This is a genomic window from Streptomyces glaucescens (genome assembly GCF_000761215.1).
GTDB lineage: Bacteria > Actinomycetota > Actinomycetes > Streptomycetales > Streptomycetaceae > Streptomyces > Streptomyces glaucescens_B.
Map to the genome: position 1 here is coordinate 204,586 of NZ_CP009438.1, position 17,869 is coordinate 222,454.

The 17,869-nt window shown below is 72.6% G+C and carries 13 protein-coding genes and 1 pseudogene; 2 read left to right on the top strand and 12 right to left on the bottom strand.

Going from position 1 to position 17,869, the window contains the following annotated elements; translation table 11 throughout:
* Positions 1 to 168 precede the first annotated feature (168 nt).
* A complete protein-coding gene (locus SGLAU_RS00835) occupies positions 169 to 684 on the top strand; it encodes an MmpS family transport accessory protein (protein WP_107408952.1) in 516 nt (171 codons plus the stop codon).
* Complete coding sequence (locus tag SGLAU_RS00840) at positions 681 to 1,817, top strand: N-acetylmuramoyl-L-alanine amidase (RefSeq protein WP_052413544.1); 1,137 nt, start codon at positions 681 to 683, stop codon at positions 1,815 to 1,817. Before SGLAU_RS00835 ends, SGLAU_RS00840 begins: the two co-directional genes overlap by 4 nt.
* A 111-nt stretch (positions 1,818 to 1,928) precedes the next feature.
* Here SGLAU_RS00840 and SGLAU_RS32750 read toward each other — a convergent pair whose 3' ends face one another.
* The 12 genes and pseudogenes from SGLAU_RS32750 to SGLAU_RS00895 form a co-directional block, all read right to left on the bottom strand.
* Entirely contained in the window at positions 1,929 to 2,627 is a 699-nt protein-coding gene (locus SGLAU_RS32750; protein WP_159072748.1) for a thioesterase II family protein, read from the bottom strand.
* A 47-nt stretch (positions 2,628 to 2,674) separates the two neighbouring features.
* A complete protein-coding gene (locus tag SGLAU_RS00850) occupies positions 2,675 to 3,955 on the bottom strand; it encodes an APC family permease (protein WP_099052747.1) in 1,281 nt (426 codons plus the stop codon).
* Positions 3,952 to 4,683, bottom strand: a complete 732-nt coding sequence (locus SGLAU_RS00855) for a thioesterase II family protein (protein ID WP_043497440.1) — start codon at positions 4,681 to 4,683, stop codon at positions 3,952 to 3,954. Before SGLAU_RS00855 ends, SGLAU_RS00850 begins: the two co-directional genes overlap by 4 nt.
* Positions 4,680 to 5,912: a cytochrome P450 gene (locus SGLAU_RS00860; RefSeq protein ID WP_043497441.1), complete on the bottom strand. Its 1,233-nt coding sequence runs from the start codon at positions 5,910 to 5,912 to the stop codon at positions 4,680 to 4,682. The genes SGLAU_RS00855 and SGLAU_RS00860 overlap by 4 nt, the downstream gene beginning before the upstream one ends.
* A complete protein-coding gene (locus SGLAU_RS32755; RefSeq protein ID WP_052413546.1) occupies positions 5,899 to 6,132 on the bottom strand; it encodes an acyl carrier protein in 234 nt (77 codons plus the stop codon). The genes SGLAU_RS00860 and SGLAU_RS32755 overlap by 14 nt, the downstream gene beginning before the upstream one ends.
* The gene (locus SGLAU_RS00865; RefSeq protein WP_043497445.1) at positions 6,129 to 7,550 is read right to left on the bottom strand and encodes an AMP-binding protein; all 1,422 of its coding nucleotides are present in this window, start codon (positions 7,548 to 7,550) and stop codon (positions 6,129 to 6,131) included. Before SGLAU_RS00865 ends, SGLAU_RS32755 begins: the two co-directional genes overlap by 4 nt.
* Positions 7,547 to 9,322, bottom strand: coding sequence for an asparagine synthase (glutamine-hydrolyzing) (asnB, locus tag SGLAU_RS00870; protein WP_043497448.1), 1,776 nt, complete (start codon positions 9,320 to 9,322; stop codon positions 7,547 to 7,549). Before asnB ends, SGLAU_RS00865 begins: the two co-directional genes overlap by 4 nt.
* A 3-nt stretch (positions 9,323 to 9,325) precedes the next feature.
* Positions 9,326 to 11,032 (bottom strand): non-ribosomal peptide synthetase, encoded by a 1,707-nt coding sequence (locus tag SGLAU_RS00875; protein WP_052413547.1) that lies wholly within the window; start codon positions 11,030 to 11,032, stop codon positions 9,326 to 9,328.
* A gap of 1 nt (position 11,033) precedes the next feature.
* Entirely contained in the window at positions 11,034 to 11,936 is a 903-nt protein-coding gene (locus SGLAU_RS00880; RefSeq protein WP_063838858.1) for a fumarylacetoacetate hydrolase family protein, read from the bottom strand.
* A gap of 275 nt (positions 11,937 to 12,211) precedes the next feature.
* A complete protein-coding gene (locus SGLAU_RS00885) occupies positions 12,212 to 13,225 on the bottom strand; it encodes a hypothetical protein (protein ID WP_078957531.1) in 1,014 nt (337 codons plus the stop codon).
* 652 nt (positions 13,226 to 13,877) lie between these two features.
* Entirely contained in the window at positions 13,878 to 14,192 is a 315-nt protein-coding gene (locus SGLAU_RS00890) for an alpha-amylase (protein WP_244315145.1), read from the bottom strand.
* Positions 14,193 to 14,682: 490 nt separating this feature from the next.
* Positions 14,683 to 17,868 (bottom strand): annotated as a pseudogene (locus SGLAU_RS00895) (alpha-amylase family glycosyl hydrolase); the annotation flags it as partial.
* Between the last annotated feature and the right edge of the window lies 1 nt (position 17,869).

Below are 17,869 nucleotides of genomic sequence, written 5' to 3' on the forward strand. Positions count from 1 at the left end.
GATCCTCACCACAGGGATGACGCTCCGTCAACCGAGCACGCAATAACGGCATTTCGCGGACGGAATCGATGCCATTGAGGTCGCCATGCCCGAATCCTCCGGCGCCTGGCACCGCTGTATTCCGATGGTGTATAACCCAGCCGAATTCACGTCTACAGAAGGCTGGCCATGCCGACCACCGAAGAACCGGAAGGGCCCGACGGCTCCGAAGCCCCGGATGCCCGCACCGGGGTCTCCCCGACCCGGGGCGAACGCCGCGCCGACCGCAGCGGCCTGGCCGTCGCCGCGGTCCTGTTGCTGGCCTGCGGCGCGTTCGTCGCCTACGGGGTCCTCGACTCCGGCGCGGACCCGGCGGACGAGCGGCCGGCCACGCCCACCGTCGAGGTGACCTACGAGGTGCTCGGCGAGGGCGCCGCCGACATCTCCTACCGCGCGGCCGGCGACACGGCGGCCGTGGTGCCGGACGCCGGCCTGCCGTGGCGGAAGACTGTGAGCGTTCCGCTGGGCGCCGCCCCGATCGTCGACGTCACCCTCGGCGAGCGGGGCGGTACGGCCAGCTGCACCCTGACCGTGGGCGGCCGGCACGTCCAGCGCGCCATCGCCACCGGGGCCTTCGGCCGCACCACGTGCAGCGGTGACCTCCCCACCCCCGAAGCCTCCGCAGCCCCCGAAGGAGCCCCGTGACCCCGCACCTCTTCCGCCGCACGGCCAGGGTCGTGACGACCGCCGCAGTCACCCTCGCGACCCTCGGACTCACCTCGCCGGCGACGCCCGCCGAGCCGCATCCGGCCGGGGTGCGGAGCATCGCGCTGCCCGGCTCCGACGCCGCCCTGCGGGCGCTGCCGGCCCGGCGCACCGAGCCGTTCAGCATGGTCGGCGTCACCTGGGCCGACCCGCGCGCCGAGCTCGGCGGCACGGCCCAGGTCCGTACGCGGGACAGGGCCACCGGTGTCTGGTCCGGCTGGCGTGAGCTGGAACTCGACGTACGTACGCCCGAGGCCGGTCCCGACGCCGGGGCCGGCGGGGTGCGCGCGGGGACCCAGCCGCTGTGGACCGGGCCGGCCGACGGCGTACAGGTCCGGGTGACCGGCCGGCACGGCGGGCGGTCACGGCTGCCGGAGGGGCTGCGCGTGGAGCTGGTGGACCCGGCGGGCGGCTCGGCCTCCGCCCCGGCCCGCACCATCGCCACCGCCACCGCCACCGCCGCGAGCACGGCGCCCCAGCCCGCGGTCACCCCGCGCTCGGGCTGGGGCGCGGACGAGTCACTGGTGAAGGACCCGGCGACCTACACGACCGACACCAAGGTGGTGTTCGCCCACCACACGGCCGGCACGAACGACTACACCTGCGCGCAGTCCCCCGACATCATCCGCGCGATCTTCCTCTACCACGTGCAGAGCCAGGGCTGGAACGACATCGGGTACCAGTTCCTCGTCGACAAGTGCGGGACCGTCTTCGAGGGCCGCGCGGGCGGCATCGACAAGCCCGTCCTGGGCGCGCAGACCTACGGGTTCAACACCGACACCTCCGGCGTGGCCGTCCTCGGGAACTACAACGACGCGCTGTCCTCCTCGCCGGTGCGCGAGGCGGTGGCCGCGGTCGCCGCCTGGAAGCTGGGCCTGCACGGGTACGACGCCGCCGGTACCGTCGTGCTCACCGCCGCGGCCGACAACGGCAAGTACACCAAGGGCCAGAAGGTCACCCTGAACCGGATCTCCGGCCACCGTGACGGCTATCCGACCGAGTGCCCCGGCAACAACCTGTACGCCGACCTGCCGGCCATCCGTGCGCTGGCCGCGGCGGCGCAGGCGGGCTGACCTCGCGGGACGGGGCGCGGGCCCGGTGCGCCCCCGGGCGGCTCCGACCCCCGGCGGGCGGGAGCGGCGGCCCAAGCGGCCGCCGCTCCCGCGGCACGCCGTCGGTGGGCGTCAGGCGTCCGCCGTCTCCCGGATCCGCTGGAGCCAGGCGGCGCAGTCGGGTGAGCCCAGCAGATCCGAGTGGCCGCCCGGGAAGGTGCGCCGGGTGAACGGTCCCGTCGTGGTGTGCTGCCACGCGGCGATCGTGTCGTCCGTGGTCAGCGGGTCGTCGGTGCCACGTGCCGCCATGACGGGGCAGTGCAGGACGGGGACCGTGGCCGGGGTGAACTGCCGCAGCAGGCGCAGGTCCTGGGCCGTCGTCTCGGCGACGACGGTCCGCCATTCGTCGGACGGGGCCCCGGCCAGGGCGCCGGGGTCGGCCCGCTCGAGGTAGGCCGCCGCCTCCGCAGGGCCCGCGGCGGCCTGCTCCGGCACCCGCAGCCGGCCGGGCCCGGCGGCGCCCACCGCCACCAGCGCGGCGACCTCGACGCCGGCCTCGCTCAGGCGGGCCGCGGTGGCGTAGGCGACGTACGCGCCGTAACTGTGGCCGAACAGCAGCGGACGCCCGGCCGGCCGTCGCATGATCTGTTCGGCGCAGGACCGCACGACCGCGTCGAAGGACGCGGCCGGGGTGCCGTAGTCCCGTCCCGGCCGCCCCGGATAGCGCACCGGCCGGGAGGACCGGCCCAGCGCGCGGGTGAGGGGGCGCAGCTCGGCTCCGAAGGAACCGGCGCCGGGGAAGAACACGGTGGCGCTCTCGATGTCGTCCATGACGGTCTCCATGGGTCCGTGCCGGTCGCCCGGCTCCGCCGCGGCGTTCACCGGTCCGCGCCCTCGTACTCGGGTTCCGTCGCCGACGGCCGCCGGGCGAGGGCGGCCGTCACCAGCCAGACGGCGGCGAACAGCGCCCAGCACCACCACATGGGCGGACCGGCCAGGACGGTGACGGCGACCACCGTGACGGCGCACAGCGCGGTGACCGCCCTGGGCGTGCCGCCGGGCCCGGCGAGTTTCGCGTACGAGGCCGCGCCCAGCCCGTAGAGGACGAAGTAGATGCCGCCGGACAGCACGAAGAGCAGTTCGAACGACATGACGCCCGTCGAGCCCAGCAGCGCGATCACGGTCAGGACGGCGCCGACGACCAGGACGGACGTCACCGGGTTGGCGTCCCGGTCGCGTACCCGGGCCAGCGGAGCGGGCAGGTGGCCGCTGCGTGCCATGCCGAACACCAGCCGGGACAGGGCCAGCACCGAGGCGCACACGTTCGCGGTGATCGCGGCGACCACCAGGGCCAGCGTCACCGGCCGGCCCAGGTCGCCGAGCGAGCGCTCCGCCAGCCGCAGCAGCGGGGCGTCGTCCAGGGCCTCGTCACCGGGGGACACCGCGCTGAACAGGCCCAGCAGCACCAGCCCGTAGAGGGCCACCACGATGACGTAGGAGGCGGCGAAGATGCGCGGGATGGCGTCGGGGCGCTTGTGCTCCTCGAAGGTGAAGGCCACGGTCTCCCAGCCGGTGAAGGCGACGTAGACGGCGGTGAGGACGCTTCCCAGCTGTCCCAGCGGCGGTACGGCGGTGCTCGGCGCCTCGACGCCGTGCGTCCCGAGTGCGACCAGCGCGGTGCAGGCGACCAGGACGAACAGGGCGAGCACGAGGGCGACCTGGACCTTGCCCGACACGTTCGCGCCGAGGCACCCGATCAGGGTGGCGGCGGCCAGGACGGCGACCGGGAAGATCCAGGCGAGACTCGGTACCCCGGCGAACTGGGCGACGTAGCGTCCCCCGGTGATGGCGGTCGCCGGGATGCCGGCGACCAGCGCGAGGGTGGCCAGCAGTCCCGAGGACCGCCCGACGGGCCGGCCGAAGGCGACCTCGGAGTAGTGGGCCACCCCGGACGCCGACGGGTGGCGGCGCCCCAGCCAGGCGTAGCAGTACAGCAGCGGGATGACCGAGACGGCGGCGACGGCCCAGGGCAGCCAGGCGGAGCGGCCGAGGTCCTGGTAGCTCGTGCCGGGCAGGATCATCATGCCGCTGCCGAGGATGGTGGACAGCGCGAGGAAGGTGCCGACGGTGCCGCCCAGCGACTTCTGCAGTCCGCTCACGCCGCCTCCTCCTCGGTGCGGGTGGCGGCGAGCACGCCGGCGAGGGCGCGGCCGAGGGCGGCGGCCCGGGCGGCGTCGAGGCTGTGGCCGCCGGGCACGACCGTCAGGTGGAACTCCCCCGAGACCCGCCGCGCCCAGGCGGCGCAGCGCTCGGGCGGGATGAACCGGTCGTCGCGCCCGCACAGCACGTGCAGGTCGGTGAGGCGGCCGGCGGGGCCGAGCCGTTCGGCGAGGCGGTCGGCCACCGCGGCGTCGGCGCGCAGGCCGTCCGCGATCTCCGCCAGCATGTCCTTGTCGTCGAGTAACTCCTGCGGGAAGCCGTCGTGGGCGAGCACCTGGGCGATCTCTGGGTCGGTGAGCTGTGACATCGTCGGTATGCGTCCTGAGGGGTCGGGGCAGGGTGTGTTGATGACCAGTACCCCGATCGGCCGGGCACCGTCGGCGTCCAGGGCCGGGTGCAGGCGGACGGCGGACAGTCCGCCCATGGAGTGCCCCGCGAGGACGATCCGGCGGGCCCCGCCGCGGTCCGCGGCGCGCCGGATCTCCTCGACGGTCCGTTCCTGCCACCGGCCCGAGTCGAGGTCGGGCACGGAGTCGGCGTTCGGCAGGGTGAGTGCGGTCAGGCCGTGGCGGGCGGCGGCGTCCTCGAGCAGGGCGAGGGTGGCGCCGCCGCCCCCGGCGGCCGGGAAGCATACGCACAGGTCCTGGCCGGCGGTGGTGTCGCTCACGTGCCGAATTCCTTGGCGTCGACCACCTCGACCTGGAGTTCGGTCAGCCCCAGCATGAAGTTGGAGCGCAGCCGGCGGGGCGGTGCGACGACCGCGAACGCCTTGTCCCAGGCGGCCAGTTCCTCGAGGAAGGTCTGGATCTCCAGGGTGGCCGCGGGCGCCCCGACGCAGCGGTGCACTCCGGCCCCGAAGGCGAGCTGCTTGTTGTCGCTGCGGTCGATCAGGAAGGCGTCGGGCCGTTCGAAGACGTCGGGGTCCCGGTTGGCCGACATGTTCCACAGGGTGACGAAGCTGCCCGCGGGGATGACGTGCTCGCCGACCGGGAAGTCCTCCACGGCCAGCCGCTGCACGTAGCTGTTGGTCGAGGTCCACCGCAGGAACTCCTGGGTGGCCACGTCGCAGCCGACGTCACCGTCGGCGACCCGGCGCCACTGTTCGCGCTCCCCGTCGATGGTGTGGACGGTCAGGCTCGCGGTGTGCGGTGTCGTCTCGTTGCCGCCGACGGCGACGTTCAGGCCGTTGAGCACCGCGACGTCACGGGGCATCGTGCCGTCGGCCACGCACTGGGCCAGGAAGCCGATCATGTCGTCGGCCCGTCCGGAGGAGAGCCGGTGCCCGATCAGGTCGTCGATGAACTCGAGCACCTCGAGCTGCGCGTCGACGAGCGCGTCCAGCGGGGAGGTCCCGGCGTACACCTCGTCTCGGTAGCCGATCATGGTCCGGGTGGCGTCCAGCAGCCGGTGGGCGTCCCCGGGGCCGATGCCGAACAGCACCTCCAGCACGCCCTTGGGCAGCTCAGGTGCCACGACGGTGCTGAAGTCGAGCCGGTCGCCCACGGAGAGTTTGCCGAGGGCGTCGCGGATGTTGCGGCGTACCGTGCGGCCGACCCTGCCGAGCATCTCCCGGCTGAACCCGCTGGTCTTGACCGGTTTGCGCAGGGCGGTGTGCGCCGGCTGGTCGGTGACGATGAGCATGCGGCCGGAGGCGGAGTCCTTCTGCGGCAGGTAGGAGCCGTCGACCATCGTTCCGTAGGAGGAGCTGAGCCGCTTGTGGTCGACGTAGGCCGCGTAGATGTCGGCGTACCGGGTCAGCGCGTAGAACTCGTAGCCGTCCTCGCGGCGGTGCACGGACACCGGGTGGTCGGCGCGCAGGCCGGCCAGGTAGGCCCACGGGTCGTCGTCGGCGAAGAACTCCGGCGAGTAGAGCGGGCTGTCCTCAACGACCAGCATGGGTGCCTCCGATCAGGTCGGCTATGCGGGCCGGGGTGCGGCCCTCGAAGAAGACGTGCCCCGGGACCTTGACCCCGGTGCGCTCCTTCAGCAGGGCGCGGCACCGCAGGACGGCCAGGGAGTCGACGCCGGCGGTGAAGATGTCGGTGTCCTCGGCGAGGTCGCGGTTGAGTACCGTGCGCACGCAGTCGGTGATGGCAGCTGGCGAGATGTCCGTCATGTCTCCTCGGCCTTGTCTGTCGTTCGGTAGTGGTCCATCAGGGTGGGGACGTCGACCTTGCCGCCGGCCCGGACCGGGTAGCGGTCGACCAGGCTGATGCCGATGGCGGACGAGAAGTCCCGTACGACGGTCTCGATCCGCGACCGGGTGGCGGGGTCGCCGACGGTGGCCGGGTCGGTCCGGACGAAGGCCACGGTGTGCCGTTCGTGCTGGACCACCCGGCAGTCCCGCACCCGGGGCAGCGCGGTGACCCGCTGCTCCAGGGCGGCGGTGTCGACGCGCATGCCGTTCACCTTGACCTGGCCGTCCAGTCGCCCGGCGAAGACGAGGTTGCCGTCGGCGTCGGTGCGCACCAGGTCTCCGGTGCGGTACGACGGCCGGCCCGCCTCGTCGTGGAACCGGTGCGCGAGGACACCGTCGTCGAGGTACCCGAGGCAGACGAACGGGCCGTCGACGACGAGTTCGCGCGCGTCGGGCGGGCCGTCGTCGGGCCGGCGCAGGAACTGCCGGCACCCCTCCAGCGGCCGGCCGATGGGGACGGCGGACGCGGTCGGCTCCTCGGGCAGCCGGTGGTGGTGGGTGGCGAAGGTGGCCTCGGTCGGCCCGTACAGGTTGACGAAGGCGGGGCGCAGGCCCGCCTGCCGGGCCTGCCGGTACGTCGACACCCGGAACTGCTCGCCGCCGCTGAACAGCCAGGGGATGTCCGCGACGGCCTCGGGCAGGACCTCGACGACCGTGGCGAGGACCGCGGCGGGCAGCAGCAGGCGGCCGATGCCGTAGGTCTGCGCGAGACCGGGCCAGGCGAAGACGTCGTCGTTGACGTGGGGCAGGCACACCACTCTCCCGCCGGACGCCACCGTGCGCCAGGTGTCGAACCACCAGCCGTCGTAGGTGGGGGTGGCGAAGCTGCCGGCCGTGAGGCGGCCGGGCACGGGCACGTCCAGGTCCCGGCAGGCGAAGAGCGCCAGCAGGTTCTCGCGGCTCACGGCGACGGCCTTGCGGCTGCCGGTGCTGCCGGAGGTGTGGTTCACCGCGACCACCTCGTCCGGGAGCGGCTGCGCACGCGGCCGGCGGGCCGGCCGGCCGGCCGGCTCGACCGACGGGTGCGCACCCACCGACACGGTGAGGGTGAGGTCGGGCCGTGTGCGGTCGAGCTCCTGGTCGGTGAGGGTGTGGTCGTCGGCGACGGCCACGCAGCCGGCCCGCCAGGCGCCCAGCTGGCCCGCGAAGCAGCCGAGTTTGTGCCGGGACCGGACGACCACCACGCGGGCCGGGCCGTGCGCGCGCACGCTCGCCTCGACCGCCGCGGCGAGCCGGCCGACCTGCGCCCAGCTGTACTCGGTGCCGTCCTCGACCCACACGGTGGACGCCGAGGACCACTGCCGGCCGTGCAGCAGCTCGTGCCAGGTGTCCGTCATGACCGCAGTCCCAACTCGTCGATGATCGCGCTGATGCTGATGAGGCTCAGCCGGACGTCCCACTTGTCGGGCGTGGCGTCGGCGCCGAGGACGTCCAGCGCGTCGGGGCGGAAGACGCCGCTGGCCGCGACGAGGTCCCGCCAGCGCGCGAGGGTCCGCTCGTCGGCGGTGTCGGCGAGTCCGTACGCCGTGAAGCCCTGTTTGGCGCGGTGCAGGATCCGGTCGGGCACGATGCCGGCGTAGGCCTCCTTCAGGCAGGCCTTGCCCTCGAAGTCGGCGACCTTGCGCTCGTCGGGAACGCCGAGTGCCAGGGTGACGACGGGGTTGCCGAGGAACGGGTAGCGGCCCTCCACGGAGTTCGCCATGAGCATCATGTCGCCGTGGTCGCCGAGGAGGTGTCCGCTGAGCTGCACGTACACGTCGGCGATCGACCGCAGCTGCATACGGGTCAGGGCGGCGGTCTCCCGGTCGTCGAAGGGGATCAGCCGGTCCCGCCAGTACTCCTTGCCGGGCAGGGCGTCGAGCGCCCCGGGGGTGAGGCACTGGTCCCGCCGGCGGGCCGTCCTGGTGCGGTCGGTCTCCCAGGTGAAGTCGGCCCTCCCCCACGCCTGCTCGTTCTCGGCGTGCGGCTCGGGCGGTGTGCGGCGGGCGCCGTCGAACGCGTAGGAGTCGTAGCCGAAGAACAGCTCGTCGGCGCCTTCGCCGGAGATCACGCCCTTGAGGCCGGTCAGCCGGACGTGGCGGGCGAGCATCAGGGCCGCGACGTTGTACGTCTCGCGCTGCGGATAGCAGCAGTGGCGCACCATGTCCTCGAACTCGGCGGCGACGTGGCCGGGGGTGCAGCGGATCTGGTGGTGCTCGCTGCCCACGGCGTCGGCGATCTCGCGCTGGAAGCGGCCCTCGTCGAGGGTGACGTCGTCGAAGAGGACGGAGAACGTCCGGGCGGGCTTCTCCCGGGTCCGGGCCGCTTCCAGGACGAGGGTGCTGGAGTCGAAGCCGCCGCTGAGGTAGGCGCCGATCTCGACGTCCGCGCGCAGCCGGTCCGCCACCGACCGTCCCACGGCCTCGCGGATCTCCTCCCCGGTGACCGGACGGTCCGTCTCCCGGAAGTCCCCGTACCGCCAGTACCGCACGGTCTCGGGGGGTCCGTCGCCGAAGCGGACCACGCAGCCGGGCGGTACGGCCCGGACGTCCTCGACCAGGGTCCGCGGGGCGACGATGTTGCCGAGTGCCAGGTACTGGTCGACGGCGCCGAGGTCGAGCCGCCAGGGGTGCGGCACGCTGCGCACGAGCGGTTTCAGCTCGGAGCAGAAGTGCACGTGGGTGCCGAGCACGGCGTAGAACAGCGGGCAGATGCCGAAGCGGTCCCGGCCCAGGTAGAGGCTGCCGTCGGCCCGGTCGTGGATGACGGTGGCGAACTGGCCGTCGACACGGGCCAGGCCGGCGGGTCCGTGCCGCGCGAACAGCTCGGGCAGCACGGCCACGTCGACCCGGTTGTCGGGCCGGCCGCCGCCGAGCAGGGCGCGCAGCTCGGCGGCGTTGTAGATCTCGCCGTTGGTGAGGGCCGTGTACCGGCCGCTCGGGTCCTCGGCCGGCTGCCAGCCGTCCTTCAGCGCGGTCATCCCGAGCCGGCCGAGCTTCGCGGAGAGGGTGGGGGTGTTCAGCGAATAGGTCTCGTCCGGTCCGCGGTGGACCAGCCGGGCGTGCATCGCGGCGGCGACGGCCCGGTCCAGGGTCTTGTCCGGGGCGTAGGTCCCGCACAGGCCGCACATGTGTCACACGCTCCGTTCCCGCAGCCGGTCGGCGAGGTCCCGCAGGTTCTCCGCGCGCAGCACGTCGCGGACGCCGGCGTCGGTCCAGCCGAGCTTCTTCAGGCCGGTGACCAGGGCGACCGCCGAGGCGGAGTCGCCGCCCAGCTCGAAGAAGTCGTCGTCGAGCCGTGCGTCCCGCACTCCGGTGAGCGTGCGCACCAGGTGCAGCACCTGTTCGTCGGGGCCGTCGGGGGCGTCCGCCGGGGCGGGGGCCTGCCGCCGGGTGCGCAGGGCGTCTCTGTCGATCTTCCCGTTCGGGGTGCTGGGGAAGACGTCGACGCGTTCCAGCACCGACGGGATCTTGTAGGGGTCGAGGTCGCCGTCCAGGTGGCGCCGCAGGGCGCGCGGGTCGGCCGTTCCCTGGTAGTAGCAGACCAGGGTGTCCGGGTTCGCGGGGTCGCCGTCGGGCTGGGTCTCGGCCACGACGACCGCTTCCCGGACGTCGGGGTGACGGCACACGGCGGTCTCGATCTCCCCGGGGTCGAGCCGGTAGCCGCGGACCTTGACCTGGCGGTCCAGCCGTTCCACGTAGTAGAGCCGTCCGTCGCGCACCTCCACGACGTCACCGGTGGCGTAGCCGCTCGTCCCGTCGGGGTCACGGAACGGGTCGACGCCGTGCTCCGTGAGGTATCCGGCGGCCACGGAGGCTCCGGTGACGACGAGTTCACCGCGCCGGACCCCGGCTCCGGTCGCGCCCGTGGCGACGTCGCGCAGGACGTACGCGCAGTCGCCCACCGGATCGCCCAGCGGTACCGCGTCCCGGCAGTCGTCCGGGTCGAGGGCGTCGGTGAGCAGGTTGCACACCGTGGTCTCGGTGAGGCCGTAGGCGTTGTGGAAGCTCGCCGCCTTGGACCAGGTGCGGACCGCGGCCGGGCGGCACGGGCCGCCTCCGTTGACGACGTGCTCCAGGCGCATGCCGTCGGTGGGTTCGGTGACCGTCAGGGCGAACGGTGTCGTCTTGAGGTGGGTGATCCCGAACCGTTCGAGGGTGTCCTGCAGGACGGGGCCCGGCGCGAGCCGTTCCTCGTCCACGACGACGAGGCAGGCTCCCGCGGTGAGCGTCCACAGGATCTCGGTGAGGCAGCCGTCGAAGGTGAGCCGGGCGAACTGCAGGGTCCGGCTGCTCGGTCCGACGGCCAGGCGGGTGACGTGGTCGCGGACGACGGGGGCGAGCGGGGCGGTCCGGACGAGGACGCACTTGGGGGTGCCGGTGGACCCCGAGGTGTGGATCGCGTAGCCGATCTCGCCGTCGGCGAAGGGGTGTCCGGCGGGCCGTGCCGGGCCGCCGGCCGGGCGCCAGTGGGGCGGCAGCCCGGTGAGCTCCACGTGGCCGTCGTCGTCCGTGCCGCGGGCCAGCAGCCGGACGCCCAGCAGGCCGGTCTTGGCGGCGTTGGACGCGTCGCTGTCCCGTTCGTCGACCACCACGAACGGCCGCCGCGCCTTCAGCGCGCCGATCATGGCGACGATCGCGGCCGCGCCGCGGGTGCCGAGCAGGGCGACGAACTCGCCGGGACGGGTCTGCTGCCGCAGCCGGTGGGCGAACTCGTCGGTGCGTTCGCCGAGTTCGCGGTACGTCAGGGCGGACCGCGCGGTGCGCAGCGCCTCGTTGTCCGGGACCTCCCGGACGGCGCGGTCCATGCCGTCGAGCACGGACTCCTCTCCTGCTCGCATGTCAGCCTCCTTCGCTGCGGAATGCGGGGGGACGTTCCTCGTGGCGGACCCCTCCTGGGCGGCGGACGGGGTGGGTCAGGGTGCCGACGTCCTGCACGACCGCCCGCACCGTGTCACCGGCGTGGATGACCGCCGCTCCGGGGGTGCCGGTGCAGATGACGGTGCCGGCTTCGAGGGTGCGTCCCGCGCTGAAGTACTCCACGAGGCGGTCGAGGCCGAACTTCATGTCGGCGGGGGTGGCGGCCGCGACCGTCTCCCCGTTGCGGACGGTGGCGATGCGCAGGGCGGTGAGGTCGTCGTCGCCGAACTCGTCCAGGGTGACCAGGACGGGGCCGACGCTGCAGAAGGTGTCGAATCCCTTGGCCCACGGGATGTGGCGGGGGTTCTCGCGGATGACGTCCTCGGCCGTCATGTCGAGGACGGCGGTGACGCCGCCCACGACGGATCGCCAGTCGGCGCGTTCGACGTTCTTGCAGGTGGTCCCGATGACCAGGCCCAGTTCCGCTTCCGCGGTGACCCGCCGGGACTGCTCCGGCAGTTCGATGTGGCCGCCGTTGCCGATGAGGCAGCCGCCGGGCCGCAGGTAGGAACCGGGGCCGGAGCGTGGTTGTTCGGACTGCAGGTCCTGCGAGTGGCGCCGGTAGTTGAGCCCGGCGCCCCAGATGTCGGCCCCCGGGTCGACGACCGTGGGGGCGAGCCCCGGGTCGGGCCGGACGGGTGTGAGGGCGGCGGCGTGCCGTTCCAGGGCGTCGGTCAGCTCGCGCGACTGCCTCTCGCCGAGCAGGTCGCTGATGCGGGTCGTGCCGGCGTACCCGGGTACGTCCGACAGGCTGAACCATTGGTCGCGGTGCTGCACGGCGATGCCGTGTCCGGTGGCGGACGTTCCGGTCCTGGTGAATCTCATGGTGGTCTCCGTTGACGGGCGGATCGGGCGGCGGTCCGCCGGTCGGCTGTGGCCTTTGCGGGCCGGGCCGGCGCGGGGCGCCCCGGGCCGCGCAGCGGCGGGCAGGAGCGGCGGGGCCGGGGTGGGCCTGTCCCGGGCCGGCGGCCGGGGTGCCCCGGGCGGGGTGCGGGCACGCCTGGGCCCGGGGCGGGGCGAGCGCGGGGATCCGGCGGGTGGTGACGACGCCGCGGAGTGCGCGCCGACGTGGTGTCGGCGGAAAGGGAGGGACGACCGCCTCAGGCGTTGATCCTGCTGGCGGCGGCACGGAAGTCGTCCTTGCGCGGGCTGTGGTCGGCGATCTTCACCGCAGCCTCCATGAGCCGTGCCGGGTCGGTGTGGTATTCCTCGGCCAGCTTCTCCACCAGCGGGAAGTAGCCCGAGTGGATGCCGATCACGGCGCCGAGGACCTGCATGGTGCGGTCTTCGGGGATGGGCCGCATGTTCTCCCGGCAGTATTCGGCGAGCCGGGCGAGTTCCTGGTAGTCGAAGAGGTCGGCCTCGAGCTTCTTGATGACGCCGGCCAGGGACTCGATGGCGGCGTTGCCGGATCCGCGGCCGATGCCGTCGAGGGTGGCGTCGACGATGGTGGCGCCCGCCTGCAGTGCGGTGATGCTGTTGATGTTGGCCATGCCGAGGTTGTCGTGCCCGTGGAAACCGACGACCGGGAAGTGCTCGCGTACCGCGCTCACATAGGTCTGCACGTCGGCGGGGAGCATCGCGCCGTAGGAGTCGACGACGTAGACGCCCGCGATGTCGGGGGTGACCCCGTCGAGCAGGCGGACCAGCTCGTCCACCGGTGTCGCGCTGGACTTCATGAGGTTCAGGTAGACCTGGCCGCACAGGTCGGCGGCGCGCCGCAGGTAGTCGAGGTTCTCGGGGACCCGGTCGGGCTCCATGCCGACCCGGACGAAGGACATCCCGCGGTCGCTCATCTCCGCGATGGTGTCGAGGCGGGTGAACTCCGGCTGGGCGAACATGCCCCAGGGCTTGCGCGTGAGGGTGGAGCGAGCGATCTCGGCCCAGCGGTAGTGGCCGATGTTGCACGGTTTGATGCCGTTGCGTTCGGCCTCCAGACCGATCCCGTGGCCCACCTCCACCTTGGCGACCGGTATGTCGTCCAGGCGGGTGAGCAGCTGCGTCACGAACTCCTCGTCGAGCTGGAAGTCGACGGCGTACGAACCGTCGCGCAGCGTGCAGTCGAGCAGTTCGAAAGCCGGCACGTCCTCGGTCCGGCCGTCCACTAAGGGCATGACGTCACTCCTTTTCGGCAGCACGGATGCTGCCTCCCGAAAGGGCGCAGGAAACAGGAATCCAGCGATGACGGATACGTGTGGGGAAGCGTTATTCCCTTGTGCTGTGTCGTACGGCTTACGCGTTCCCAACCCCAGTTGCCATAGACACGTATTCGGGCTTTGACCGAATAACACGCCCCGGTCGACGGGGAATCACCGCTGTCGATCACCCGGCCCGCGGGTGCGGGGCGGGCGGAGTGACGGCCGTCCTCACTGATGGGGCGCCTTGCCGTGGGGCCGCGCCGCCGGATCGCGCACCAGGCCGACAAGGCCGCTCAGAGCCGGAGCAACGGCGGCGGGGGCGCTGGATTCCGGTCGAGGTGGCCGCACTGCCGCCGGACCCCTTGACGGCTGCCCCGGGATGCCTCCCGCTTCACGGACGTCGCGCGAGGCGCGGGATGCCGCCTCCCGAGGGCGTGGGTGCTGCCGTTGTCCGCGCCCGGCGAAAGGCACTTCGCCGGGCGCGGAGAATTCGCTCGCTCTTTCCTGTCCTGCCGCATCCGCTGCCCAGAAAAGCGGGGCGGTCAACCCGTATTCACTGTGTGCCGGAATGCGCGCGGGGCACGGCTGGAGGTGTCCTCGGGCCGGCGGCGCGGGGGCCCGCGGAAGGTCAGGCGTCGGCTCCGCCATCGCACGCGATGACGCCCAGGACCGCGTTGCCCGTGGTTCCGTGGCCGGGGAAGGTGACCATGGCCCCCGGCGGCGCCACCCGGCTGGGGACGTCGGTCCCGTCGCGGTACACGACCTTCAACGTGTGCGTGTCCGGGCAGTTGTTGGTGACGAACGTGTACCGCCAGTCCGCGCTGAACGTCACGCACTCGGGTGCGGCGCTCCAGGCGGCGCCGCCACGGTCGTCCGCGCCCTCCTGGGCGCCGGCGTGGGCCGCACCGGACGCCGTCGCCAGGAGAGCCGCGGCAACAGTCACAAGGCTTGAATACAGAAACCGGTGCATCACACTTCTCGCCTTCACTGGGTGAACAGAACGCTGTCAGCGTAGGCGGGGCCGACGGAGCCATGCAGAGTTTTGCGGCAAGTTTCATTGTCCTTGCGGTAAGGATTTCAACGATCTCACGAGGCGCACCCCTCCTTGAACCACCAGCTCAGCGACCTGGGGAGAAGTCACGCGCCGCACGCGTCCTCGACAGGCCGCGACCGGCCGCGGTGAGCGCGGCCGCCGCGACACGACCGAAAAGAGATGCCCTCCCCCGCCCCGGTGCTCCGGTGCGACAGGCCCGGACACGAAGGTGCCCGTGCCGGTCGACCGGCACGGGCACCTCGCGGACGATCCGTCAGCGCGTGAACACCGCCACGGAACGGCCCGGCAGCTCTAAGGATCCGGTGCTCCGCGTGTAGGACGCGTCCTTGACGACCGGGTCCGCGCCCGTGGCCTGTGCCGGGTGCAGGCGGTGGGCCCGGGTGGGCCTGCCCCGCTCGAAGACGGCTCCCAGCCGGGCGTCGCGCGCCTTGCCGTAGAGGTCGTCCAGCACTCCGGGGACCTGTACGCCGGTGGCCGCGAGCAGGGCGCCGTTGGCCGCCCGTTGTGTGGCGATGACCTGGCCGCGCAGGGCGGTGCGGACGCGGTCACGGTCGCGCGGGTCGACCGTGAAGGCCGGGTGGTCCTTCAGGTGCGGGAACTGCGCCTTCTGCGCGTCGCTGAGGGTCGCCGGCAGCAGACGAAGCCAGTGCCCCTCGTGGGAGAGGGCACCCTCCTCGATGGTGATGCCGCCCCGGGGCGCGTACACGAGCTGCTGGCTGGTGGCGTCGGTGGCCTTGACCTTCCACACGACCGTGTCCGCGTCGATCCACTGGGCCTTCGAGGTGCCGAGGTCGAGGTCGGGGGCGGAGCCGACGGTCGGCAGCAGGTAGCCGTCGGTGCCGCCGATGAGCCAGACCTCCTTGCCGTGGCCGGCGAAGTCGAGGGACCGGTCGCCGGTGATGTCCTTCTCGTCGCCCCTGTGGACGATGTAGCTGAGGGACGTGGCTCCGTCCGCGAGGGGTACCTCGAAGGTCACGCCGAAGGTGTCCCTGCCGACCGGCTGCAACGGCTTGGTCCAGTCCGTCGGGGTGGCCGCGCCGGTCCAGGTGTGCAGGCCCCAGCCGTCGTAGTCGCCGTCGGCGCGGTGGTAGTGCAGGACGGCCTTCCGCTGGTCCTGCGGCGGGTACGCCCCTTCGGGGGCCGTCTCCGCCTGTCCGTCCTCGCCCTGCTCGATCCAGACCTCGCCCGTGCGTACCGGTTCGAAGGCGCGCTGCGGTCCGTCCGCGGTGCCGTCCTTCTCCACGGTGTAGGTCACGGTGCCGGTGCTGTCGTCCAACGGGACCCAGGCGAAGGCTCCGTAGGCGTCGCGGCCGGTGAAGTCCGCGGTTCCCGCGGACGATTCGAGCCGCCAGCCGTCGTAGTCCCCGTCGGTCCGCTGGTAGTGCACCACCGCGTAGGGGCGGTCCACCGCGCTCGGCCTCGGCTTGGCCGGTGGTTGTCCGGCGGTGGTGGTGGCGGTGGCGCTCGCGGTGCGTCCGGCACTGTCGACGACCACGGCCTTGTACCGCAGAACGGTCCCCGCCCGCACCGTGTCCGGCAGGTGCTGGGTCACCTTGTACGGTGCATGATCGGCCGAACCGAGAGTCCGCCAGGGCCCGTCACCGACCTGCGCGGCGAACACCACCCGGCTCAGCGGGCCGGCGTCCACCGACGCGGCGACCTCCACATCACCCGTGGCACCGGCCGCGGGCGCCCGCACCGACACCGACGGACCGGCCACCGGCAACCCCAGCGGCCTGGCCGCCTTCAGCACCACCGCCGACAACGGCGGCACCACCACCGGAACCTTCCCGTCCCGGCCGCTGGTCACCCGCGCCGACGAACCGTACACACCCCGGAACCCCATGCCCGCCGCATACGTCGGCACCCTCACCGACCGGACCCGCTCCGCGTTGTTCACCGCGACGACGTACTCCACCCGCCGCCTCAGGTCGGTGCGCGAGAACGCGTACACCCCCGCGCCCTCGTCCGCGTACCGCTCCTGCTGCACACCGTCACGCAGCGCCGGATGCCGCTTCGTCAGCCGCGACAGCGCGGCGACCGACCGGTACAGCGGATGCGCCGGATCGTACGCGTCCGACGCGTGCGTACGCTCCGTACCGATCTGATCGTCGTCGAGGTAGTCCTGGACCCGGGAGGCGAAGAGCGTCTGCCTGGCGCCCTTGTCCCCGCCCGGCCCGGTGAAGCCCTGCTCGTCACCGGCGTAGACCACCGGATTGCCCCGGGACAGGAACAGCAGCTCGTGCGCGAACCGGTCACGGCGCAGCAGCTCCGCGTCGTCCGCCCCGGGATTGTCCTGGCTGACGAAGCTCCCGATGCGGCCCATGTCGTGGTTCCCGAGGAAGGTCACCTGCTCGTAGGCGTTGGCCTTGTCCGTGGTGTAGCGGTAGTCCTGGGCGAGCACGCCGGAGAGGGTGGTGGCCGGCTTGCCCTGGGAGGCGTAGCCGCGGATGGCGTTCTGCAGCGGGAAGTCGAGGGTGGCGTCGAGCCGGCCCCGGGTCACGTAGGGCGCCGTGACGGCCGGGTCGGAGGAGAGTGTCTCGCCGAAGACGAAGAAGTCCTCGCGTCCCTTCTTCGCCGCGTAGGCGTCGATCGCGGTGGCCCACTGGGTCCAGAACGGCATGTCGACGTTGCGGACCGTGTCGACGCGGAAGCCGTCCACGTCGAAGTCCTCGACCCACCTCTGGTAGATCTTCTCCAGGCCCTTGACGACCTCGGGCCGCTCGGTCCACAGGTCGTCGAGACCGGTGTGGTCGCCGTACAGACCGCTCTCGCCGACGAAGGTCGAGTCGCCCCGGTTGTGGTACATGGACGGGTCGTTCAGCCAGGCGGGGACCTTGGTGCGGGCCTCGTCCGCGGGCACGACGGGCGTGTACGGGAAGCTGTCCCGGTCGACCTTGCCCATGCCGGTGCTGTCGTCGAAGGGACGGCCCTCGGTGTCGAGGTAGGGGTAGGCGCCCTTGGGGCGGTAGGCGTACTTCTTCTCGGTGTTCGTGACGGTGTCGGCGGTGTGGTTGGTGATGACGTCGAAGAAGACCTTCATGCCCCTGGCGTGGGCCTTGTCGATGAGTTCCGCGAGTTCGGCGTTGGTGCCGAAGTGCGGGTCGACCTGAGTGAAGTCGGTGATCCAGTAGCCGTGGTAACCGGCGGACTCGCCACCGCCCTGCACCGGCTTGTTCTTGAAGATGGGGGCCATCCAGATGGCGGTGGTGCCCAGGCCCTTGACGTAGTCGAGCTTCTTGATCAGGCCCCTGAGGTCCCCGCCCTGGTAGAAGCCCTTGTCCGTGGGGTCGAAGCCGGTCGTGGTCCGGTCGCCGGTGAGCCCTCCGCGGTCGTTGGCCGTGGAGCCGTTGGCGAACCGGTCGGGCAGCAGGAAGTACGACTGCTCCCGGGTGAGGTCGTGGCGGGCCGGCTCGGCGGCCAGCCGGGCGTCGGACGGCGGCTTGGGCGGCCGGGCCCCCGCGGGCGCCGCGGTCGCCGCGGTCGCCGACTGCGGCGTGCCGAGCGCCGTGGCGAGCAACGCGGCCACGACGGCCGAGATGGCGATGGTGGTGGGACGGGTCACG